This window comes from Vibrio sp. 10N.247.311.12 (assembly GCF_041467515.1).
GTDB lineage: Bacteria > Pseudomonadota > Gammaproteobacteria > Enterobacterales > Vibrionaceae > Vibrio > Vibrio crassostreae_C.
In genome coordinates this window covers 83,779-104,945 of the sequence record NZ_JBFSUV010000011.1, presented here as the reverse complement: position 1 = coordinate 104,945, position 21,167 = coordinate 83,779, and the positions used below count along the sequence as shown (strand labels likewise).

General features: G+C 44.4%; 21 protein-coding genes, 1 riboswitch and 1 other annotated feature. Of the genes, 15 read left to right on the top strand and 6 right to left on the bottom strand.

All coding sequences use genetic code 11. The features are described from left to right. Both AB6E30_RS07265 and AB6E30_RS07260 read left to right on the top strand, forming a co-directional pair. Window positions 1–143: transposase (locus AB6E30_RS07265; protein WP_229648106.1), on the top strand; the 143-nt coding region annotated here is incomplete at its 5' end. 173 nt (window positions 144–316) lie between these two features. After that, complete coding sequence (locus tag AB6E30_RS07260; protein WP_017060251.1) at window positions 317–583, top strand: DksA/TraR family C4-type zinc finger protein; 267 nt, start codon at window positions 317–319, stop codon at window positions 581–583. Between the two features lie 124 nt (window positions 584–707). Here the strand turns inward: AB6E30_RS07260 and bioA are convergent, their stop codons facing one another. Further along, entirely contained in the window at window positions 708–1,985 is a 1,278-nt protein-coding gene (gene bioA / locus AB6E30_RS07255; RefSeq protein ID WP_372103089.1) for an adenosylmethionine--8-amino-7-oxononanoate transaminase, read from the bottom strand. Between the two features lie 161 nt (window positions 1,986–2,146). Here bioA and bioB point away from each other — a divergent pair, with 161 nt between their 5' ends. The 4 genes from bioB to bioD are packed head-to-tail and all read left to right on the top strand — an operon-like array spanning window position 2,147 to window position 5,881. After that, window positions 2,147–3,199 (top strand): biotin synthase BioB, encoded by a 1,053-nt coding sequence (gene bioB, locus AB6E30_RS07250; RefSeq protein WP_016792500.1) that lies wholly within the window; start codon window positions 2,147–2,149, stop codon window positions 3,197–3,199. Next, window positions 3,186–4,397, top strand: a complete 1,212-nt coding sequence (bioF, locus tag AB6E30_RS07245; protein ID WP_372073140.1) for an 8-amino-7-oxononanoate synthase — start codon at window positions 3,186–3,188, stop codon at window positions 4,395–4,397. The genes bioB and bioF overlap by 14 nt, the downstream gene beginning before the upstream one ends. Continuing rightward, on the top strand, window positions 4,398–5,201 hold the full coding sequence (gene bioC / locus AB6E30_RS07240) for a malonyl-ACP O-methyltransferase BioC (RefSeq protein WP_017060254.1): 804 nt from the start codon (window positions 4,398–4,400) through the stop codon (window positions 5,199–5,201). After that, complete coding sequence (bioD, locus tag AB6E30_RS07235; RefSeq protein WP_017060255.1) at window positions 5,198–5,881, top strand: dethiobiotin synthase; 684 nt, start codon at window positions 5,198–5,200, stop codon at window positions 5,879–5,881. Before bioC ends, bioD begins: the two co-directional genes overlap by 4 nt. A gap of 114 nt (window positions 5,882–5,995) precedes the next feature. On the opposite strand, the gene AB6E30_RS07230 is transcribed toward bioD, so the two are convergent. After that, the gene (locus AB6E30_RS07230) at window positions 5,996–6,163 is read right to left on the bottom strand and encodes a hypothetical protein (RefSeq protein ID WP_017060256.1); all 168 of its coding nucleotides are present in this window, start codon (window positions 6,161–6,163) and stop codon (window positions 5,996–5,998) included. Window positions 6,164–6,440: 277 nt separating this feature from the next. On the opposite strand from AB6E30_RS07230, the gene htpX reads away from it, so the two are divergent. Continuing rightward, window positions 6,441–7,304, top strand: coding sequence for a protease HtpX (gene htpX, locus AB6E30_RS07225; protein ID WP_372090168.1), 864 nt, complete (start codon window positions 6,441–6,443; stop codon window positions 7,302–7,304). A 314-nt stretch (window positions 7,305–7,618) separates the two neighbouring features. Here htpX and purB read toward each other — a convergent pair whose 3' ends face one another. The 3 genes from purB to mnmA all read right to left on the bottom strand — a co-directional run bounded on the left by purB (window position 7,619) and on the right by mnmA (window position 10,930). Beyond that, the gene (gene purB / locus AB6E30_RS07220; protein WP_372103086.1) at window positions 7,619–8,989 is read right to left on the bottom strand and encodes an adenylosuccinate lyase; all 1,371 of its coding nucleotides are present in this window, start codon (window positions 8,987–8,989) and stop codon (window positions 7,619–7,621) included. Between the two features lie 143 nt (window positions 8,990–9,132). Then, the gene (gene hflD / locus AB6E30_RS07215) at window positions 9,133–9,750 is read right to left on the bottom strand and encodes a high frequency lysogenization protein HflD (protein WP_017060259.1); all 618 of its coding nucleotides are present in this window, start codon (window positions 9,748–9,750) and stop codon (window positions 9,133–9,135) included. Window positions 9,751–9,793: 43 nt separating this feature from the next. After that, window positions 9,794–10,930 carry a tRNA 2-thiouridine(34) synthase MnmA gene (gene mnmA / locus AB6E30_RS07210; protein ID WP_017060260.1) on the bottom strand — a complete coding sequence of 379 codons (1,137 nt, stop codon included), beginning with the start codon at window positions 10,928–10,930 and terminating at the stop codon, window positions 9,794–9,796. Between the two features lie 204 nt (window positions 10,931–11,134). On the opposite strand from mnmA, the gene AB6E30_RS07205 reads away from it, so the two are divergent. Together AB6E30_RS07205 and AB6E30_RS07200 are read left to right on the top strand one after the other, a co-directional pair. Beyond that, window positions 11,135–11,404, top strand: a complete 270-nt coding sequence (locus tag AB6E30_RS07205; RefSeq protein ID WP_010439986.1) for a hypothetical protein — start codon at window positions 11,135–11,137, stop codon at window positions 11,402–11,404. A 102-nt stretch (window positions 11,405–11,506) separates the two neighbouring features. Continuing rightward, entirely contained in the window at window positions 11,507–12,811 is a 1,305-nt protein-coding gene (locus tag AB6E30_RS07200) for an inosine/guanosine kinase (protein ID WP_017060261.1), read from the top strand. A 194-nt stretch (window positions 12,812–13,005) separates the two neighbouring features. Here AB6E30_RS07200 and AB6E30_RS07195 read toward each other — a convergent pair whose 3' ends face one another. Continuing rightward, window positions 13,006–13,416, bottom strand: a complete 411-nt coding sequence (locus AB6E30_RS07195; protein ID WP_017060262.1) for an H-NS family nucleoid-associated regulatory protein — start codon at window positions 13,414–13,416, stop codon at window positions 13,006–13,008. A gap of 365 nt (window positions 13,417–13,781) precedes the next feature. Then, window positions 13,782–13,959: riboswitch (Lysine riboswitch) on the top strand. Window positions 13,960–14,071: 112 nt separating this feature from the next. Here AB6E30_RS07195 and AB6E30_RS07190 point away from each other — a divergent pair. The 6 genes from AB6E30_RS07190 to hisH all read left to right on the top strand — a co-directional run bounded on the left by AB6E30_RS07190 (window position 14,072) and on the right by hisH (window position 21,135). Further along, window positions 14,072–15,664 carry a Na+/H+ antiporter NhaC family protein gene (locus AB6E30_RS07190; RefSeq protein ID WP_017060263.1) on the top strand — a complete coding sequence of 531 codons (1,593 nt, stop codon included), beginning with the start codon at window positions 14,072–14,074 and terminating at the stop codon, window positions 15,662–15,664. Between the two features lie 190 nt (window positions 15,665–15,854). Beyond that, window positions 15,855–15,990: a sequence feature (His leader region), on the top strand. A gap of 53 nt (window positions 15,991–16,043) precedes the next feature. Next, complete coding sequence (hisG, locus tag AB6E30_RS07185) at window positions 16,044–16,940, top strand: ATP phosphoribosyltransferase (protein ID WP_017060264.1); 897 nt, start codon at window positions 16,044–16,046, stop codon at window positions 16,938–16,940. Next, window positions 16,940–18,241, top strand: coding sequence for a histidinol dehydrogenase (hisD, locus tag AB6E30_RS07180; RefSeq protein WP_017065318.1), 1,302 nt, complete (start codon window positions 16,940–16,942; stop codon window positions 18,239–18,241). The genes hisG and hisD overlap by 1 nt, the downstream gene beginning before the upstream one ends. Before the next feature lie 9 nt (window positions 18,242–18,250). Beyond that, window positions 18,251–19,291 (top strand): histidinol-phosphate transaminase, encoded by a 1,041-nt coding sequence (gene hisC / locus AB6E30_RS07175; protein WP_017068074.1) that lies wholly within the window; start codon window positions 18,251–18,253, stop codon window positions 19,289–19,291. A gap of 131 nt (window positions 19,292–19,422) precedes the next feature. Next, window positions 19,423–20,511: a bifunctional histidinol-phosphatase/imidazoleglycerol-phosphate dehydratase HisB gene (hisB, locus tag AB6E30_RS07170; RefSeq protein WP_017067390.1), complete on the top strand. Its 1,089-nt coding sequence runs from the start codon at window positions 19,423–19,425 to the stop codon at window positions 20,509–20,511. A gap of 9 nt (window positions 20,512–20,520) precedes the next feature. After that, the gene (hisH, locus tag AB6E30_RS07165) at window positions 20,521–21,135 is read left to right on the top strand and encodes an imidazole glycerol phosphate synthase subunit HisH (RefSeq protein ID WP_017060268.1); all 615 of its coding nucleotides are present in this window, start codon (window positions 20,521–20,523) and stop codon (window positions 21,133–21,135) included. The last annotated feature ends 32 nt before the right edge of the window (window positions 21,136–21,167 follow it).

Here is a 21,167-nt window from a genome sequence, read left to right as displayed (position 1 = left end):
CGGCAAGTTATCCGCTAAACACCTGCACCCTAGAAGGGATAAACAACAAGATAAAGCTAATCAAGCGAATGGGGTATGGGTATCGAGATACCGACTACTTCTTCTTGAAGATAAAAGCGGCTTTCCCCGGAAAGCCGCGATGAACCTTTTTTATTGCCTATAGAATAGTGCAGTGGCGAGAAATAAATAATTTTTGTTACCTATGTGTAATAGTGTTTTATTGATTTTGATAATTATTACAATCCTTAAATGTGGCTATAATATGCTCTTACCGCGGTAGGTATAGATTTTCTCGTTCAAATACTGAGGAGGGCTTATGGCCGTAGGATGGGCTGGTGACGATAGTGTCAGCCAGCAAATACAAAATACCATTGATGATGAGATCTCTCGTGTAAGAGGAAACCTTCGAGGTGGTGAGGGTTTGCGTTATTGTGATGAGTGTGGTGATGAGATTCCGGAACAAAGACGACGCGCGATCAAAGGCGTTCGTTTGTGTATAGAATGTCAGTCAATATTAGAGCATGACGCACATCGACATTCATTGTTTAACCGTCGAGCAAGTAAAGATAGCCAATTACGTTAAACTGACGGTTACCTTCAAGCAGTTAAGGCCTTACTTTTATGTAAGGCCTTTTAGTTTAATTAAATGATTTATTAATGAAGATATATAGAAATAATCGTCGCTCTTGTTTAGAGCAATAAACGCCTTATTTAAAGCAATGAGTATTTTGTAATGCAGTGTCGATAGCAGCGACCAATTGCTCAATATGTTGTGGTTTGATAATAAACGGAGGCATCATATAAATTAGCTTACCAAACGGACGGATCCAAACGCCTTGCTCTACAAAGTGAGCTTGAATGGCTTCCATATCGACGGGTGTGTGAGTTTCAACGACGCCAATAGCGCCTAACCAACGCACGTCTTTAACCAGTTCATGTTCTCGCAACGGTGGTAACAACTCAGAAAAGAGCTGTTCAATCTGTTGAGTCTGATTTTTCCAATGGCCTTGCTCGATGATGGATAAACTTGCCGCACCGACTGCGCAAGCCAATGGGTTGCCCATAAAGGTTGGCCCATGCATAAAGCAGCCTGCTTCACCGCCACATACCGTGTCAGCAACTTCCTTACTCGCAAGCGTCGCTGACAATGTCATATAGCCACCAGTTAAAGCTTTGCCTACGCATAAGATGTCCGGTTGAACATCGGCATGCTCACAAGCGAATAGTTTCCCTGTACGGCCAAACCCGGTCGCAATCTCATCCAAGATCAGCAATACGTTGAATTCATCACACAGTAAGCGAACTTGTTTTAGGAACTCAGGGTGGTAGATGCGCATGCCACCAGCCCCTTGAACGATTGGCTCTAAGATCACCGCTGCGACTTCTTGATGGTGTGCTGCTAGCTTTTCTTTAAAACTATCGATGTCACTTGAGTTCCACTCATCCCAAAAGCCTGTTTTTGGCGAATCAGCGAAAATATGTTCCGGCAAAAAGCCTTTGTAGAGGCTGTGCATCGAATTGTCAGGGTCGGTCACTGACATCGCCGCAAAGGTATCACCGTGGTAGCCATCTCTTAGTGTGAGGAACTTTGAACGAGGTTGTCCTTTAGCGTGCCAATATTGCAATGCCATCTTGAGGCTAACCTCTACGGCAACTGAACCTGAATCGGCCAAAAATACATGCTCAAGATTACTTGGCGCGAGATTCAAAAGCTTCTTACATAGATCGATAGCGGGCTGGTGGGTGATGCCACCAAACATAACGTGTGAAACCTTATCGATTTGACTATGAGCTGCAGCGTTTAGCTCTGGATGATTGTAGCCGTGGATGGTTGACCACCAAGATGACATACCATCAATAATTCGTTTTCCGCCTTCTAATTCTAGGTAAACACCGTCTGCGTTGGTGACTGGGTAGCAGGTCAGAGGTGTTAACGTTGATGTGTAGGGATGCCAGATATGCTGGCGATCAAAGGCGAGATCCATAGTAACTTCCATTCTTGGTGTGATTAAAAAATAACCAGATGTAAACTTTTTATATTATCAATGTGTTGACAGTCTAAAGCTTGTCGGTAGACTAGCCAAGCATAAATGCAAACTCTAGACACAGAGTTGTAACATCAAAAAAATAAAAAAAGGATCGACACGTGGAAGTTCGTCATGACTGGACAGTTGCTGAAGTAACAGCGCTGCTTGAAAAACCGTTTATGGATTTAATGTTTGAAGCTCAAGTCGTTCATAGACAGTACCAAGAGCACAACCACGTGCAAGTGAGTACGCTTTTATCGATAAAGACAGGTGCTTGTCCTGAAGATTGTAAGTATTGCCCTCAAAGTGCTCACTACCGAACGGATGTCGACAAAGAACGCTTAATGGAAGTTGAGCGTGTTTTGGATGCGGCGCAAAAAGCCAAGAATGCGGGCTCAACTCGCTTCTGTATGGGCGCGGCATGGAAAAACCCGAAAGAGCGCGATATGCCTCACCTAACTGATATGATCAAAGGTGTGAAAGGCATGGGTCTAGAAACCTGTATGACATTGGGCATGTTAACGCCGGATCAAGCAGGCGAGCTAGCCGACGCAGGTTTGGACTACTACAACCATAACCTTGATACGTCTCCCGAGTTTTACGGCAGCATCATCACCACTCGTACTTACCAAGATCGTTTAGATACGCTATCTCACGTACGTGATGCCGGTATGAAGATCTGTTCTGGTGGCATTATTGGTATGGGCGAAAGCACCAATGACCGAGCAGGTCTTCTTGTAGAGCTGGCGAACCTTCCAGTGCACCCTGAAAGTGTACCAATCAACATGCTAGTAAAAGTGAAAGGCACACCGATGGAAAACGTCGATGATGTCGAATCTTTTGACTTCATCAAGTTGATTGCGATTGCTCGTATCATGATGCCAATGTCTGCGGTTCGTCTATCTGCAGGTCGTGAGAATATGAACGAACAGATGCAGGCGATGTGCTTCATGGCAGGCGCGAACTCAATTTTCTACGGTTGTAAGCTACTGACGACACCGAATCCAGATGAAGACACGGATATGCAGTTGTTTAAGAAGCTGGGTATCAACAGCCAACAAGTGGCTCAAAAGCCAGACGAAATTCAAGAAAACGAACTGTTAGATCAAGTGGTGGAGCGCGTTGCGGCTCGTCCAACGAAAGATGACATGTTCTACGATGCCACTGTTTAAATCCCGTATCAAAGATGCCCTTGTTCAACGCCGTGAGCAGGGGCTAACTCGTCAACTTAAAGTGCTCGAAAACAGTAATGGTCCTTTGCTTAATTGCGAAGGTTCTCGCTTTATTAATTTTTCGAGCAATGATTACTTAGGCTTGGCGAACGACCCTGAATTGGTGAATGCATGGCAAACAGGGCTCTCCCAATATGGTGCTGGAAGTGCTGCATCACCATTGGTCACAGGGTTTAGTTCCGCTCATCGAAATTTAGAGGCTCAGCTGTGTGAATGGTTGGGTTTCGAACGTGCCATTCTCTTTAGTTCTGGTTTCAGTGCTAACCAAGCCTTGTTGTTTTCTCTGCTCGAAAAAGACGACTCATTGCTGCAAGACAAACTTAACCACGCCTCTTTGATGGAAGCGGGGATGCTTTGTCCTGCAGCAATGAAACGCTTTAAACACAACGACACGCAGCATCTAGAGTCTCTATTAAGCCGATCTCTACAATCCTTGGTCGTCACTGAGGGCGTATTCAGCATGGACGGCGATCAAGCGCCTCTCAGCCAGATATCTAACCTGACTCATCAATACGACAGTTGGTTGGCGGTTGATGATGCCCACGGTATCGGCGTATTAGGTGATAAAGGAGCTGGGAGTTGCAGTGCAGCACAAATCTCCCCCGATATTTTGGTGGTGACCTTTGGCAAAGCATTTGGCGTTTCTGGTGCTGCGATTCTTTGTTCGTCAGAAGTGGGTGATTACTTAACTCAGTTTGCTCGTCATCATGTGTACTCGACGGCGATGCCACCTTCACAAGCGGTGGCTTTATCTCATGCCTGTAAGATGACTCAAACTCAAGAGTGGCGCCGAGAAAAGCTGACTGAGTTAGGGTCTCTCTATGCAGAGCAGGTGAGCGGCTTGAAAGGCTTTGTGGATACTCAGACTCCGATTAAGCCATTTGTGATAGGTGAAGCACAAGCGGCATTATCAATAGCTGAAGAGTTAAAGCAAAACCAAGTTTGGGTGACCGCAATAAGGCCGCCAGCCATACCTGCTGGAACTGCTCGATTACGAATCACGTTAACAGCTAACCATAGCCCAAAACAGATTCTCCAGTTAACCAGGTCGTTGCATCAAGCCATTGAACGAAACATCGACTTAAGCACTGAACCGGGTATCCATCCAAGCTTTGAATCAAATAAAGAGGCTCAGTAAATGTCACAAGAAGCAGTAGTGCATAATTACGTTGGCCAAGATAAGAGTGCGATTGCCGAAGCCTTTGGTAAAGCGGCAACAACCTATGACAAACACGCTGAATTTCAACGCGATGTTGGCCACCGATTACTGGATAAATTACCCAGCGATCTGTCAGGCTTTAAGGTGCTGGATCTAGGTTGTGGTACTGGCTATTTCTCCGAGCAACTTGTAAAACGAGGAGCCGAAGTGGTTTGCGCTGATCTTTCTGTTGGAATGCTAGCAACAGCAGAGAAGCGGTGTGGTGCATCTGTATCTTTATATCAACAAGCCGATGCCGAACAATTGCCGTTTGAAGATGGGTGCTTTGACATCGTTTTCTCTAGCCTTGCGTTGCAATGGTGTGACGATTTGTCGTCGCCTTTGAGAGAGATGAAGCGTGTTACAGCGGCTGGTGGGCGTGTTATTTTCTCAACTTTGCTTGATGGGTCGCTGTTTGAACTGAAAAAGTCGTGGTCCAAAATTGACGCACATCAACACGTTAACCATTTTATTACAATCAATAAGGTAAAAATTGCGTTAGCGCAATCTAGCTGTACCGTTCATCAACTAGACTTGCCCACCATCACCGTTTGGTACGACACTGCGTTTGAACTGATGCGCGACCTTAAAGGTATCGGCGCTAATCACGTAAGTGGTCGCTCACAAGGTTTAACAAGTCGTCGCATGTTGCAGCTTGTTGATCGGGAATATCGAGAGTTTAAGAACCATCAAGGTTTCTTACCAGCAACATATCAAGTTTGTTTAGGGGTTATTCAATTATGATTGATGCATTATTCATTGCAGGTACGGATACCGAAGTGGGAAAAACTGTGGTTTCAAAAGCGATTCTTCAAGCTTTGGCCGCACAAGATTTATCAACAATTGGTTACAAGCCAGTTGCTGCAGGGAGTGAAAAATCCCCTGAAGGACTACGTAATAGTGATGCACTGCATCTTCAAGAAGCGGCGACGCAAGATATTGCTTACGAAGACGTCAATCCATACGCGTTGTTGCTACCATCATCGCCTCACATCGCTGCTAAGCATGATGGTGTTGTAATTGATGAGGCGGTATTATCAGCGAAGCTAGAAGAGCATAAGAAAAACTCTGACATCGTGTTAGTTGAAGGTGCTGGTGGTTGGCGAGTCCCGGTTTCAGACGATGAATATCTTTCTAGCTGGGTTAAAAAAGAGCAACTGCCAGTGGTACTGACTGTGGGTATTAAACTTGGTTGTTTGAGCCACGCTCTATTAACGGCAGAAGCGATTCGTGCTGATGGCCTAAACCTAGTAGGTTGGGTCGCAAACCGTATCAATCCAGGTACTGAGCACTACGCAGATATTATTGCGATGCTTGAAGATAAGTTAGGTGCACCTAAGTTAGGTGAAATCCCTTACGTCCCAAAAGCGAAGTCTAAAAACATTGGTAAGTACATTGATGTGCAGCCTTTGCTTGCGCTTTAATTACCACGTTATGTACTAAATAAGAAAAGGGCTGCGATTGCAGCCCTTTTGCTATTTTAAGCCTTTAGACCTTGAGTTGATAAACAACCGGTCTTTTAATAAACAAGCTTAGAACTAATGTTCTTTAGTCAGTCCCATTAAAGCTTGCTGAGTTTCTGTGATTTTTGTCTGTGCCGTTTGCGGTGTTAGGATTCCAACCTGCTTTTTCGCTTCTTCTTCAGTAATCCCTAGGTGACAGCACAGTAAATCGATAGCCATTTGAGTGTTAGTACCTTCAACCATGATCCTTTCCTTTTTGTACATGGACTAGCCAATAAATCATCTAAAGTCACTGTAAACGGATTGTTATATCGACACCATACGACTTAGGTCTAATAGAGTGGATTTAATTCGGATACGGTCTCGTAATCAAATGTTGCAATTTAATGCTTAACCTTGTTTTCTTAATCTAAGACTATATGTATAAGTAAGTATAAGTCTTCAAGGTTGGAATCTATTGCTGTCTGCCTTGTCTATAACAATAAGTTTTATAAAAACAGCTTTCATGCGGAGATAAGTAATGAAGCGAGTAATGTTGTTCCTTGCAACTAACCTAGCGGTTGTATTGGTACTAAGTGTTGTTCTTAATGTTGTATACGCAGTTACAGGTATGCAACCCGGTAGCCTCTCAGGTTTATTGGTGATGGCTGCGGTATTTGGTTTTGGCGGCTCATTCATTTCATTAATGATGTCGAAGAAAATGGCGCTACGCTCGGTAGGCGGCATGGTCATTGAAAGCCCACGTAACGAAACAGAACATTGGTTGATGGAGACGGTAAGCCGTCAATCTCAACAAGTTGGTATTGGTATGCCAACAGTGGCGATCTACGATTCGCCAGACATCAACGCATTCGCGACAGGTGCTAAGCGTGACGATTCATTGGTAGCAGTATCAACAGGCCTGCTGCACAACATGACGCGTGATGAAGCTGAAGCAGTATTAGCGCATGAAGTGAGCCACATCGCGAACGGTGATATGGTGACCATGACGTTAATGCAAGGTGTAGTGAACACGTTCGTTATCTTCCTATCTCGTTTCATCGCCAACATTGTTGCGTCGAATGACAACGAAGAAGAGGGTGGCAGCAACATGATGGTGTACTTCGGTGTGTCTATGGTGTTGGAATTGGTATTTGGTTTCTTAGCAAGCTTCATTACGATGTGGTACAGCCGTCATCGTGAATTCCATGCCGATGCAGGTGCTGCGCACTTGGTAGGTAAAGAGAAGATGATTGCAGCGCTAGAGCGCCTAAAGGTGAGCCATGAGCCACAACTAGAAGGTTCTATGATGGCATTTGGTATCAACGGTAAGAAGTCTCTAACAGAGCTTCTAATGAGCCACCCGCCGCTAGACAAGCGTATTGCTTCTCTACGTAACATGTAATCGCTACGTATTCTTCAGTCGCTAATCGACAAGATACATTTGAAAGGCTTCCTTCGGGAGGTCTTTTTTGATCTTGGCATCTAAGACAGTAAGTATTCGAGGAATAGGTGTCTGGCGATAGAGGGTTACTGGTGATGAAGCATTACGATATTGATTGGTTGATATCGCACGGATTGAGATGAGTAGGGTAATGATACTGGGTTGCTTTGTATTATTTTGCTGACGTCTCTTGTGCTCAATACACTTTGTTCCGCTCAACAAAAAGGCTTCCACATGGGAAGCCTTAGTCTATTCTGTGATTCGAAATTCGAACCTTACAGTTTGTCAGTTAGCTCGATTGCTTGGCCGATGTAGTTCGCTGGAGTCATCTCTTTCAGGCGAACTTTCTCGTCTTCAGGGATCTCAAGACCATCGATGAATGCACGCATGCCTTCGCCATCTACACGTTTACCACGAGTTAGCTCTTTTAGCTTCTCGTATGGTTTTTCGATGCCGTAACGACGCATTACTGTTTGTACTGGTTCAGCCAATACTTCCCAGTTCTTGTCTAGTTCAGCAAGTAGCGCAGCGCGGTTAACTTCAAGCTTGCTAATACCTTTCAGAGTCGAAGTGTATGCAATGATTGCGTAGCCAACACCCACACCTAGGTTACGAAGAACCGTAGAGTCAGTAAGGTCACGCTGCCAGCGAGAAACTGGAAGTTTTTGTGCAAGGTGGCTGAATACTGCGTTAGCTAGGCCAAGGTTGCCTTCAGAGTTTTCGAAGTCAATTGGGTTTACTTTATGCGGCATTGTCGAAGAACCGATTTCGCCAGCAATAGTCTTCTGCTTGAAGTGACCAAGAGCGATGTAGCCCCAAACGTCACGGTCGAAGTCTAGAAGAATTGTATTGAAACGAGCAACAGCGTCGAATAGCTCAGCGATGTAATCGTGAGGTTCGATTTGAGTTGTGTACGGGTTCCAAGTTACGCCAAGAGATTCAGTGATGAACTCTTCGCTGAATTGGTGCCATTCAACTTCAGGGTATGCAGAAAGGTGAGCGTTGTAGTTACCTACAGCGCCGTTGATTTTCGCTAGGATCTCAACGCTTTCGATTTGCTTGAATTGACGTTCCATACGGTACGCAACGTTCGCCATCTCTTTACCCATAGTCGAAGGAGAAGCTGGCTGACCGTGTGTACGAGAAAGAAGAGGAATATCACGGTACTCGTTCGCAAGTGCTTTGATAGCATCGATTACGTTACGAATTTCTGGAAGAATCACTGTGTCACGAGCTTCTTTAAGCATAAGCGCGTGAGAGGTGTTGTTGATGTCTTCAGAAGTACATGCAAAGTGAATGAATTCGTTAACTGCGTGAAGCTCAGGAACGCCCGCAACTTTCTCTTTCAAGAAGTACTCAACCGCTTTAACGTCGTGGTTAGTCGTGCGCTCGATCTCTTTGATACGTAGAGCATCTTCTTCGCTGAAGTTAGCGGCTAGTTCATCAAGAAACTGGTTAGCTTCTGCACTGAACGCTGGTACTTCTTTGATTGCATCAGTTGCTGCAAGCTTTTGTAACCAACGAATTTCAACGATAGAGCGGTACTTTAGTAGTCCAAACTCACTAAAGATGCTGCGTAATGCAATAGTCTTACTTCCGTAACGGCCGTCTACTGGTGAAACAGCAGTCAATGCTGACAGTTCCATGGTGTTCTCCTGAATTGAGTTTTCTAAATTTTGAGAGGTTTATACCAGTAACAATCTCAATTGTCACGCACATTGCGCAATCGTTTGCGTGAGAGTTGTGTTGATACAAAAAACAAGCTCGCGACGAGGCGCGAGCTAATAAACTACATTCGAGCTAGTAGGATTTGAGCCTGCTCGATCATCTTCTTACGACCGAAGATAAGGTGGCGACGTTTACCGCCAACTTGACGCCATAACACAGCGCTTCGAATCCCTGATAGAAGCAGTGCGCGAACCTTATGTTGGCTCGATGTCTGCTGAAGTACAGACGGAGTACCAGAAACCTGAATGCGAGGGCCGATAGGGCTGACGACATCAAGGTAGATACTTGCAAGGTTGCTGATCATTTGCTCGTCAAACAGATCAAAGTGTTCAGTTTGGCGCTCTGCAGTTTGAATGCGGTCACCAAGCTGAGACATAGAGTCGTTGCGAGAAGACAGCTTACGCTCAAGCGCCATCAAGCTGATGATGTAACGCGTGATATCGCTACCTGCTGGAGTACTATCGATACCTTTTACTAAGCACTCAAGGCCAAGCTTTAGGTTCGCTTCACGTCCAAATACGCCCACGGTATTCGATGGGTTGGTATTTAAAATGGCACTGAGTGAAGCTTCAAAGGCATCTTTATCACAATGGCCGTCTTTCGCTACTTGTTGAACCAAAGCCACAGCTTGGCAAATTCCGGCGAAAGCAATAGTACGGTCATAAAGTGTATTAGCCACGTAGTAACTCCTAGTTGTCTTCTATTGTTTGTCGTTTGATTGATTAGATGCGCTTTTCGATGATACCACCACCAAGACATACTTCGCCTTGGTAGAACACTGCAGATTGACCTGGGGTCACTGCGATTTGTGGCTCATCAAAAATAACCTTAATGTTCTCATCATCAATTGGGATGATTGTACAAGGAATATCTGTTTGACGGTAACGTGTTTTTACCGTGCATGTCATAACTTCAGTAATTGGTGTGCGATTTACCCAATGAAGTTGAGATGCGATCAAGCCTTCTGATTTCAGAAGAGGGTGGTCTTTACCTTGTACTGCGATAAGTACATTACGCTTAAGGTCTTTTTCACCAACAAACCATGGTTCTTCGTTACCGCCACCACCTTTAGTGCCGCCAATATGAAGGCCTTTACGCTGACCTAGCGTGTGGTACATCAAACCTTGGTGTTGACCAATCACTTGGCCTTCAGGTGTTTCGATGTTACCCGGTTGTGCTGGTAGGTATTTGCCTAGGAACTCAGTGAACTTGCGCTCACCGATAAAGCAGATGCCTGTTGAATCTTTCTTCTTAGCTGTGATCAAGTCTTGCTCTTCAGCAATACGTCGCACTTCTGGCTTCTCTAATTCACCGACAGGGAATAGGCTGCGTGCCACTTGATCTGAGCTTAGCGTGTATAGGAAATAACTTTGGTCTTTGTTGCTGTCTAGACCGCGTAGCATTTCTGGTTTTACGCCAGCATCAAGCTCTTCTTGAGTTGGGAAAGTACGACGAACGTAGTGACCCATCGCAATGTAGTCTGCGTCTAGCACTTCATCCGCAAACTCTAAGAATGCTTTAAATTTGATTTCTTTGTTACAAAGAATATCTGGGTTAGGTGTACGACCTGCTTTGTACTCTTCAAGGAAGTATTCGAATACGTTGTCCCAGTATTCTGCAGCAAAGTTGATAGTGTGAAGGTGGATACCTAGTTTGTCACATACCGCTTGAGCATCAGCAAGATCTTCAGCTGCCGTGCAGTATTCTTCGTTATCGTCTTCTTCCCAGTTTTTCATGAAAAGGCCTTCTACCTGATAGCCTTGTTGCTGAAGAAGATACGCCGATACTGACGAATCTACACCGCCGGACATACCGACAATTACTTTCTTTTCGCTGTTTCCAGAGCTGATATCTGACATGTCTAAACACCGTTACTATTACTTGGTCGCAGATTCTAACAGAAAGAGAAACGCCGTGACAGATCCGAGACCGGAATCACAGTTTCATTTGCACAAATAGTGCGCTGACTTTGTTAGAGAATCGCATGAGAGCGAGGTGAGTCGCTAGGATGTCAGAAGTATATGTGGCATAGTCGCTCGAAATCCAAGACCTGAGATAAAAAAATGTCTGAACAAAATGAATTTATGCAAGAAGAAGAGCTGATTGAGATCATCGAGAACCAGCTTGAAGATGGCGAACCAGTGAAAGTGAAAGAGACGTTGATGCGTTTAATGATGACAGGCACTCCACGTGAAGAAGCAATTGCGGCTATGGCATGTGCACTGGCAATTGAAGTATTTGACGTTATGAAAAACGGCGCGGAGTTTAATCAAAAACGTTACGCGGAGCATTTGGGCATGCTGCCTGATTTAAGCTTTATGGAAGGCGAATAAAAAAAACCTTCAGCAAACGTTTGCTATAGTTTGAAAGATTGCCGCGTTAAATATAGCGCGGTAGAATCCGCCACCTATTTCCCCTTGACTTAGACTAGCCCTATGAAATTCCCTGGACAACGTAAATCAAAGCACTACTTTCCGGTTCACGCTCGTGATCCTCTAGTGAGCCAAGCTCAAAGCAGTAAAAGAATGTCACGCACTCATATTATCGGTATTGACCAAACATTGGTGGATATTGAAGCAAAGGTGAGTTCTGAACTTATTGAGAAGTATGGTTTGAGCAAGGGACATTCACTGGTTATTGGCGACGCAGCCGCTGAATCTTTGTATCAAGAATTAAAAGAGCAGTGCCTGATTACCAATGAATACGCTGGTGGCACAATTGGTAACACATTACACAACTATTCAGTGCTAGCGGATGACCGTTCTACACTGTTAGGTGTAATGAGCCAAGATATTAAGATTGGTAGTTACGGTTATCGCTATTTATGTAATACATCAAGCAGAATGGATCTGAACCATTTACAAGGGGTAGATGGCGCAATTGGTCGCTGCTTTGCATTAATTACAGAAGACGGTGAGCGTACTTTCGCAATTAGCGAAGGACAAATGAACCAATTAAAACCAGAAAGCATTCCTGAAAAAATCTTCAAAAGTGCTTCTGCTTTAGTTTTAACGGCTTATTTAGTTCGCTGTAAGCCAGGCGACCCGATGCCTGAAGCAACAATGAAAGCGATCGAATACGCGAAGAAATACGATGTGCCAGTCGTTCTTACACTAGGTACTAAGTTCGTTATTCAAGATGATCCAGAATTCTGGAAAGATTTCCTTGAGCAACACGTAACGGTTGTTGCAATGAATGAAGACGAAGCTGAAGCGTTAACGGGTGAAAGCGATCCACTGGCTGCATCAGATAAAGCGCTAGACTGGGTAGACCTTGTTCTATGTACTGCGGGACCTGTTGGCCTATTTATGGCTGGTTATACAGAAGATGCAGCTAAGCGTGAAACGTCACTGCCTTTACTTCCAGGTTCAATTGCGGAATTCAACCGTTTTGAATTTAGCCGTCCTGCGCATAAAGATTTATGTGAAAACCCAACTAAAGTGTATTCGCACATTGCGCCATACATGGGTGGACCAGAAAAGATCAAAAATACCAATGGTGCAGGTGATGCTGCGTTATCAGCTTTATTACATGATATGGCTGCTAATAAGTACCACAAAGAAAACGTGCCAAACTCAAGTAAACACCAACATTCATTCTTGACGTACTCTTCGTTCTCACAAGTTTGTAAATATTCTAACCGTGCTAGCTATGAAGTGTTGGTTCAACACTCTCCACGTTTATCTCGTGGCCTTCCTGAAAGAGAAGATAGCCTAGAAGAAGCGTACTGGGAAAGATAAGTTACTTTCTTTAATCAGTAGTACTATCAGTATCAGTTGGTTTCTAATACTGATAGTACAAATATAAAAAAGGCTCCGAAAGGAGCCTTTTTTGTTTCTGAATATATTGAAGTCGTAAATAATACTTTGGTCGACTTAAATATTAATTCTATCGCTTAGCGTGTAATTGATTACTCACTAAGTAAACTAAATGTTTAGATAGCAAACTCTTCTAGAGATTTACCAGCATCTAGCTGTTCTTGGATAGCTGAAGGCGTACGGCCTTGACCTGTCCAAGTCTTCTCGTCGCCGTTTGCGTCTACGTATTTGTATTTCGCTGGGCGAGGAGCGCGTTTAGCTTTTGTTGTTTTAGATTTTGCTTCACCAGAAAGTGCAGCAATAAGATCGGCAACATCAATTCCGTCTTTTGCAATTTGTTCAGCAATAGCAGAAAGCTTAGCTTCTTGCTCTGCTTTAGCAGCACGCTCTTCAGCTTCAGACTCTTGACGCTCTTGTACAACAATAGTCAGCTTGTCTAGCGCTTCTTCAAGTTGCTCAAGAGTTAATTCACGTGAGAACGCACGAAGGCTGCGGATATTTAATAGAGTTTTTGTTAATTCAGACATGATATTTTCCATCAAGGTAAACTAAATAATCTTCCTAATAATAAACAGAGCCTAGGAATAAAACAAATAGTATTTCTTCTATTACATATTTAAATATAAAAGTGAGATGAATAGTTGAAAATTCAGAGCAGTATTTCTATTGAATTTATAATAATTATTAAGAATATCTTAAAAAAATGATATGTGACAGGTGGAGTAGTCAACTTATGTAGACTATTCTTCTATTGATTAGTTCATTAACAAAAAGCTATTTTTCTCGGAATGATATGTTGCATTGTTGCTCTTGATGAGTACAATTGCGGCTACCTGATGCGAGGTGTTGGTTAATTTGTTGTTAAACTCTGGTTTACACGGTTAATAATGTTATCGCACGTAGAGGTGCAATTATAAAAAGTAACTTCCGTTGGGGTGATGCCAATGAACGGGAATGAAAGGTGTAATTGCCGAAGTAAATTGTATATCTAAGCAATTTGCTGGGGTTGTGCTCAATAGGTACAACACTGCCATAGTCTTAATTTTAAACTATGGAGCGCTACTGTAGGGTTGGGTGAAGTGTTCACTTCCCTTTCGCTTAGTTCAACATGAGCTTGGTCAGCCGTATCAAGTTTGTCTGCAGTAGATCTCTAGCCAAATAAAAAACTGGTTTTTGAAGATCATGAATTTAATAGATTTTGCAACATCACCTTTATCTTTGCTTCCGCCCCTTGTGGCTTTGAGCCTTGCTATTGTTACCCGCCGTGTATTGGTTTCTTTGGGTGTCGGTATCATCATGGGTGCGATTCTACTTGCTGATTACTCAGTAGGTAATGCAGCTAGCTACGTGTTTACTAAAGCATCTGGTGTTTTCATCGAAGATGGTGGCATCAACACTTGGAACATGAGCATCATTGCATTCCTAATTATTCTTGGAATGACAACGGCATTATTAACACTGTCTGGCGGTACTCGCGCATTCGCGGAGTGGGCACAGTCTCGCGTTAAGAGCAAACGTGGTTCAAAACTACTTGCTGCTTTCTTAGGTGTATTCATCTTTGTTGATGACTACTTTAACAGCCTAGCGGTTGGTGCTATCTCTCGTCCTGTAACAGACCGCTTCTATGTATCTCGCGCTAAGCTTGCTTATATCCTAGATTCAACTGCTGCTCCTATGTGTGTGATCATGCCTGCTTCTAGCTGGGGTGCTTACATCATCACGATCATTGGTGGCATCTTAGTGACACACGGTGTGACAGAGTATTCTGCACTGGGTGCTTACGTTCGTCTTATCCCAATGAACTTCTACGCTGTATTCGCACTACTAATGGTGTTCGCAGTAGCATGGTTCGGTCTAGACGTTGGTAAGATGCGTGAGCATGAGATCGAAGCATCTCAAGGCCGTGGCTTTGAAGGTGACAACGATCAAAAGCAAGCTCACGATCTAAACGAAGAGTTAGATATCGAAGAGAGCGAAAACGGTTCAGTTTCTGATCTTGTTATGCCAATCGTATCGCTAATTGTAGCGACAGTGGCTGCAATGCTTTACACAGGCGGCCAAGCGCTGGCTGCTGATGGCCAAGCATTCAACCTTCTAGGCGCATTCGAAAACACGGATGTAGGTAAGTCTCTTGTTTACGGTGGTGTTATTGGCTTACTAGTAGCACTAGCGACAGTATTCAAGCAAAAGCTATCTATGACTGATATCGCAAGAACAATGTGGATCGGTGCTAGCTCTATGTTTGGCGCGATTCTGATTCTTGTGTTTGCATGGACTATCGGTTCTGTTATCGGCGACATGAAAACGGGTTCTTACCTATCGTCTCTAGTAACAGGCAGCATTGATTACCACTGGTTACCGGTTATGTTGTTCCTTCTAGCGGGCGTTATGGCGTTCTCTACAGGTACATCTTGGGGTACGTTCGGTATCATGCTACCAATCGCGGGTGATATGGCTGCAGCATCGGATATCGCACTGATTCTTCCAATGCTAAGTGCGGTTCTAGCGGGTGCAGTATTTGGTGACCACTGTTCTCCAATCTCAGATACGACGATTCTGTCTTCTACTGGTGCTCGTTGTAACCACATCGACCACGTCTCGACTCAGCTTCCATACGCGTTGTCTGTAGCGTTCGTATCGTGCATTGGTTTCATCACTCTAGGTATGACATCTTCAATTGGCATCGCATTTGGCGCAGCGTCTCTAACGTTTGTTGCTGTATGTTTTGCATTGGCTTACTTCTCTCGCTGCAAAATGGCGACGTGCAAAAGCTAAAATTGAAAGTTAATCAGTAAACTATCAGGGAGGCGTTTGCCTCCCTTTTTTGTGCCTGTTAATTTAATTTTAAGTTTCGTGAAAAAAGTTCGAATAAATGGTTGAAAAAGGATGTCAGCTTAGTTAGTGTGGAGACAAGACAGCAAACAACCTAAGAGCTGATAAGTATGCGTAAATTAGTAATGAACATTCATCACCATCATCACCCTATCTAGTCTTTCGGGGAGATTTACGTATACCCGGGAGCAAGATTACTCCCGGAGGTTAAGTCAAAAGAATTTAGATTTAAACCCTCGGGATGACAAAGTCCCCGAGGGTTTTTTAGTTTTAGCGCTTTTAAATAATCAATAAATTCAAATATTTGCACAGGGATACAGCAATGCAGACACAACGCCTAAGAATCGCAATTCAAAAGAAAGGTCGCTTAAGTAAAGAGTGCCAAGACCTACTTAAAAAATGTGGTGTTAAATTTAATATCATGGGTGAGCGCCTAGTGGTTCACTCACTAAATATGCCAATCGACTTGTTACTCGTTCGTGATGACGACATCCCAGGTCTTATCATGGATGGTGTAGTTGACCTTGGTTTCATCGGTGAAAATGAACTAGAAGAAGTTCGTCTAGATCGTGTTGCTCTTAAAGAGCCTTCAGAGTTCCGCACACTACGTCGTTTAGACTTCGGTGGTTGCCGCCTTTCAATCGCTATTAATAAAGACGAAGAATACAACGGCCCACAAGACTTAGCGGGCAAACGTATTGCGACAACCTACCCACAACTACTTAAAGCCTACATGGACGAGCAGGGTGTTGAGTTCAGCACTTGTATGCTAACAGGTTCGGTTGAAGTCGCGCCTCGCGCTGGCCTTGCAGACGCTATCGCTGATTTAGTTTCTACAGGTGCAACGCTTGAAGCGAACGGCCTAAAAGAAGCAGAAGCTATCTTCCAATCGAAAGCAACACTGATTCAACGTGTTGGCGACTTCGACGCAGACAAGACCGCACTGATTGAAAAACTACTGACTCGTATGCAGGGTGTTCAACAAGCGAAAGAGTCGAAGTACATCATGCTTCACGCGCCAACCTCTCAACTAGAGCAAATCAAAGCACTACTGCCTGGTGCTGAAGATCCAACGGTTCTTCCTCTATCTACAGACAAAGACAAAGTTGCCGTGCACCTAGTAAGTACAGAGAACTTGTTCTGGGAAACAATGGAACAGCTGAAAGAGTTGGGTGCAAGCTCGATTCTAGTATTACCAATCGAAAAAATGATGGGGTAGTGACGATGAGAACCGTTGTTTGGCAATCTTTAAGTGAATCACAGCAAGACTCGGTATTAGAGCGTCCAGCTATTACTGAAGGTGCAAACATCACAGCGACTGTTTCTGATGTTATTGCAAAAGTACGAAATGAAGGCGATGCCGCGCTTAAAAAGCTGACTGCAAAGTTTGATGGTGTAACTCCAGAATCTATCCGAGTCAGTTCGGGTGAGATTGAAGAGGCGTGTGCTCGTCTAACACCAGAGATGAAGCAAGCGTTAGAGCAAGCTTATAGCAACATTGCTAAGTTTCACGAAGCTCAAAAGCCGCAGCCAATTAAGGTTGAGACACAGCCTGGTGTTGTGTGTGAGCAAGTGACGCGCGCGATTAATACTGTTGGCCTTTATATTCCCGGTGGCAGTGCGCCACTACCGTCAACGGTTCTTATGTTAGGTGTTCCTGCTCAAATCGCAGGTTGTCGTAAGGTTGTGCTTTGTTCACCTCCGCCAATCGCTGATGAAATCTTGTATGTCGCTAAGCTTTGTAAGATCGACGAAGTTTACAACGTTGGTGGTGGTCAAGCGGTTGCAGCAATGGCTTACGGTACCGAGAGTGTGGCTAAAGTCGATAAGATCTTCGGCCCAGGTAATGCCTACGTTACGGAAGCAAAGCGCCAAGTGAGTAATGACTTCCGCGGAGCAGCTATTGATATGCCAGCTGGCCCATCTGAAGTGTTAGTGATTGCTGATGAAACGGCTGATGCAGACTTCATTGCAGCGGATTTGTTGAGCCAAGCGGAACACGGGCCTGACTCTCAAGTAGTATTGGTAACTCCATCTCCAGTGGTTGCAGACCAAGTAACAGAAGCGGTTCAAAAGCAACTGAAAGAACTGTCTCGTGCGAACATCGCTCAGCAAGCATTGGCTTCAAGCTTAATCATCATTGCTGAATCGATCACTCAAGCGATTGCGATTTCGAATTTCTACGGTCCTGAGCACTTGATCGTTCAAACCAAGAACCCACGTGAATTGCTGCCATTGCTAGATAATGCAGGCTCAATTTTCCTTGGTGACTGGTCTCCAGAATCTGCAGGTGACTACGCATCCGGCACAAACCACGTTCTTCCGACTTACGGTTATACCAAGACGTATTCAAGCCTAGGTTTGGCTGATTTCTCTAAGCGAATGACGGTGCAGGAGCTAACAGCCGATGGGTTGAAAGGCCTAGCGCCAACAGTAGTAACAATGGCGGAAGCCGAAGGTTTGGATGCACACAAACGCGCTGTGACTATCCGAGTTGAAAAGTTAAATAAAGCGAAATAAGGGTAGGGCATGGAAAAGTTAGCAAGAAAACAAGTTCAGGCTCTAACACCTTACTTGTCTGCAAGACGCATAGGCGGTACTGGTGATGTATGGCTAAACGCCAACGAATCTCCGTTTGATAACGAGTACAACCTGAACTTGTCTCGTCTTAACCGTTACAGCGAATGTCAGCCAAAAGAGCTGATTGATGCTTACGCTCAATACGCAGGCGTGAAATCAGAGCAAACTCTGACAACGCGTGGTGCTGACGAAGGTATTGAATTACTGATTCGTGCTTTCTGTGAGCCGAACGAAGACGCTATTCTTTACTGCCCACCCACTTACGGTATGTACGCAATCAGTGCAGAGACGATTGGTGTTGAGCGTAAGGTTGTGCCTCTGACTTCTGAATGGCAATTGGATCTTCCAGCTATCGAAGCTCAGCTCGACAACGTAAAAGTGGTGTTTGTTTGTAGCCCAAATAACCCAACCGGTAATTTGGTTGATCGCAAAGACATCATCAAGTTGCTTGAAATGGCACAAGACAAAGCGATTGTGGTGATGGATGAAGCGTATATCGATTTTTGTCCAGAAGCGTCAACCGTTGATTTGCTTGAGCAATATCCAAACCTAGCGATTCTGCGCACCTTGTCGAAGGCCTTTGCTTTGGCGGGCTTACGTTGTGGCTTTACGCTAGCGAACAAAGAGCTTATCGATGTACTGTTGAAAGTGATTGCTCCTTATCCAGTGCCAATCCCTGTTGCTGACATTGCCGTTCAAGCACTTTCAGAGCAAGGACTCGCGCGAGCTAAGTTCCAAGTTCTGGATTTAAGTGCTAACCGAGCGTATTTGCAGGCGGGTCTATTAGGTATGCCTCAAGTGACGGTTTTTGATGGCTGGGGTAACTACTTACTGGTGAAATTCCCGAACGGCGATGAGTTATTTAAAGCGGCTTGGGATACGGGCATTATTTTGCGTAATTCACCTATTGAAGACTGTGTTCGTATTAGTATTGGTAACCGCGAAGAGTGCGAAAAGACACTTGGATTCATTCGTAACTTTTATCAGTAACGAAAGGCTTACCAGTAATAACATTTGCCAGTTTGAGTTGATTAATCGCAGATTGGCAAGTGAAACCAATATTTTGGGTTAGCGTTTGATTTTAGCTAGGCCACCAGATTTAAAATTAAAAGGAAGTTCAAGTGAGTAAACAACAGAAAATACTTTTTATAGACCGTGACGGCACCTTAATTGTAGAGCCGCCAGTTGACTTTCAAGTAGATCGTTTAGACAAGCTAAAATTCGAACCGCGAGTAATTCCTAGCCTGCTTGCTTTGCAAGATGCTGGTTACCGCTTAGTAATGGTCACTAACCAAGATGGTTTAGGTACCGATAGCTACCCACAAGAAGATTTCGATGCACCACACAATATGATGATGGAGTTCTTCGAATCTCAAGGCGTTAAGTTTGACGACGTGCTTATTTGCCCTCACTTTGACGAAGACAACTGCTCTTGCCGTAAGCCTAAACTGGGTATGGTTAAAGAGTACCTACAAGGCGGTAAAGTCGATTTCCAACACTCTGTTGTGATTGGCGACCGAATGACGGATCTTCAACTGGCAGAGAACATGGCAATCCGCGGTATTCAATATAGCCCGGATGCGGAAACTGAAGGCACGCTTAACTGGCCACAAATCGTTAAAGATCTGACGGTTAATGCGCGTATTGCTGAAGTAGTTCGTACCACTAAAGAAACAGATATCAAGGTTGCAGTAAACCTTGATGAAACCGGTGGCAACAAGATCGATACCGGCATGGGTTTCTTCGACCACATGCTTGATCAAATCGCGACACACGGTGGTTTCCAAATGAACCTGACTGTGAAGGGCGACCTGCACATTGATGATCACCACACAGTCGAAGATACCGCTCTGGCTTTAGGCCAAGCATTGAAAGATGCACTAGGCGACAAACGTGGTATTGGCCGTTTTGGTTTCAGCCTACCAATGGATGAGTGTTTGGCTCAGTGTGCGTTAGACCTTTCTGGTCGTCCATACCTGAAGTTCGATGCTAAATTCAGCCGTGAGCAAGTGGGTGATCTTTCAACCGAGATGGTGGTTCACTTCTTCCGTTCTCTAACTGACACATTGGCTTGCACGCTACACCTTTCTTCTGATGGCAATAATGATCACCACATCATTGAGAGCCTGTTCAAAGCGTTTGGCCGTACTCTTCGCCAAGCAATCAAAGTTGAAGGTAACGAGTTACCAAGCAGCAAAGGCGTTCTGTAAGGGTTCGGTATGAAAGAGCAAAAAGTCGTTATTATTGATACTGGTTGTGCCAACGTTTCATCGGTGAAGTTTGCGATTGAACGTTTGGGCTACGCAGTTGAAATTTCAAAAGAACCAGAAGTGGTTCTTGCTGCCGACAAGCTATTCCTACCCGGTGTAGGTACAGCAAGTGAGGCAATGAAGAACCTGCAAGAGCGTGACCTTGTTACCCTTGTCAAGCAAGTTGAGAAGCCTCTGCTGGGTATCTGTCTAGGTATGCAGCTGTTAGGCAAACTGTCTCAAGAGAAAGGTCAAAAGGCTGATGAGTTAGTTGAATGCCTAGGTTTGTGTGATGGCGAAGTTCGTTTACTTGAAACGGGCGACTTACCATTACCACACATGGGGTGGAACACAGTAACAGCAACGCCTAATCACCCGCTATTTAAAGACATTGAAGAAGGCGAATACTTCTACTTTGTTCATAGCTTCGCAATGCCAGTGGGCGACTACACAATCGCACAATGTGATTACGGTAATCCGTTCACTGCGGCGGTTCAAAGTGGCAATTATTATGGTGTTCAGTTCCACCCAGAGCGATCTTCGAAAGCTGGCTCTAAGCTGATTCAGAACTTCTTGGAATTGTAATAAGGATTAGGCAGCGGCTAACGTTGCCATAT

Coding starts and splice junctions, on each gene's coding strand:
- hisG (WP_017060264.1), top strand. CDS start 16,044: ATGCAGACACAACGCCTAAGAATCGCAATTCAAAAGAAAGGTCGCTTA.
- AB6E30_RS07230 (WP_017060256.1), bottom strand. CDS start 6,163: ATGGTTGAAGGTACTAACACTCAAATGGCTATCGATTTACTGTGCTGT.
- htpX (WP_372090168.1), top strand. CDS start 6,441: ATGAAGCGAGTAATGTTGTTCCTTGCAACTAACCTAGCGGTTGTATTG.
- hisH (WP_017060268.1), top strand. CDS start 20,521: ATGAAAGAGCAAAAAGTCGTTATTATTGATACTGGTTGTGCCAACGTT.
- AB6E30_RS07195 (WP_017060262.1), bottom strand. CDS start 13,416: ATGTCTGAATTAACAAAAACTCTATTAAATATCCGCAGCCTTCGTGCG.
- AB6E30_RS07205 (WP_010439986.1), top strand. CDS start 11,135: ATGTCTGAACAAAATGAATTTATGCAAGAAGAAGAGCTGATTGAGATC.
- mnmA (WP_017060260.1), bottom strand. CDS start 10,930: ATGTCAGATATCAGCTCTGGAAACAGCGAAAAGAAAGTAATTGTCGGT.
- AB6E30_RS07200 (WP_017060261.1), top strand. CDS start 11,507: ATGAAATTCCCTGGACAACGTAAATCAAAGCACTACTTTCCGGTTCAC.
- AB6E30_RS07190 (WP_017060263.1), top strand. CDS start 14,072: ATGAATTTAATAGATTTTGCAACATCACCTTTATCTTTGCTTCCGCCC.
- bioF (WP_372073140.1), top strand. CDS start 3,186: ATGCCACTGTTTAAATCCCGTATCAAAGATGCCCTTGTTCAACGCCGT.
- bioC (WP_017060254.1), top strand. CDS start 4,398: ATGTCACAAGAAGCAGTAGTGCATAATTACGTTGGCCAAGATAAGAGT.
- bioA (WP_372103089.1), bottom strand. CDS start 1,985: ATGGATCTCGCCTTTGATCGCCAGCATATCTGGCATCCCTACACATCA.
- hisC (WP_017068074.1), top strand. CDS start 18,251: ATGGAAAAGTTAGCAAGAAAACAAGTTCAGGCTCTAACACCTTACTTG.
- bioD (WP_017060255.1), top strand. CDS start 5,198: ATGATTGATGCATTATTCATTGCAGGTACGGATACCGAAGTGGGAAAA.
- AB6E30_RS07260 (WP_017060251.1), top strand. CDS start 317: ATGGCCGTAGGATGGGCTGGTGACGATAGTGTCAGCCAGCAAATACAA.
- purB (WP_372103086.1), bottom strand. CDS start 8,989: ATGGAACTGTCAGCATTGACTGCTGTTTCACCAGTAGACGGCCGTTAC.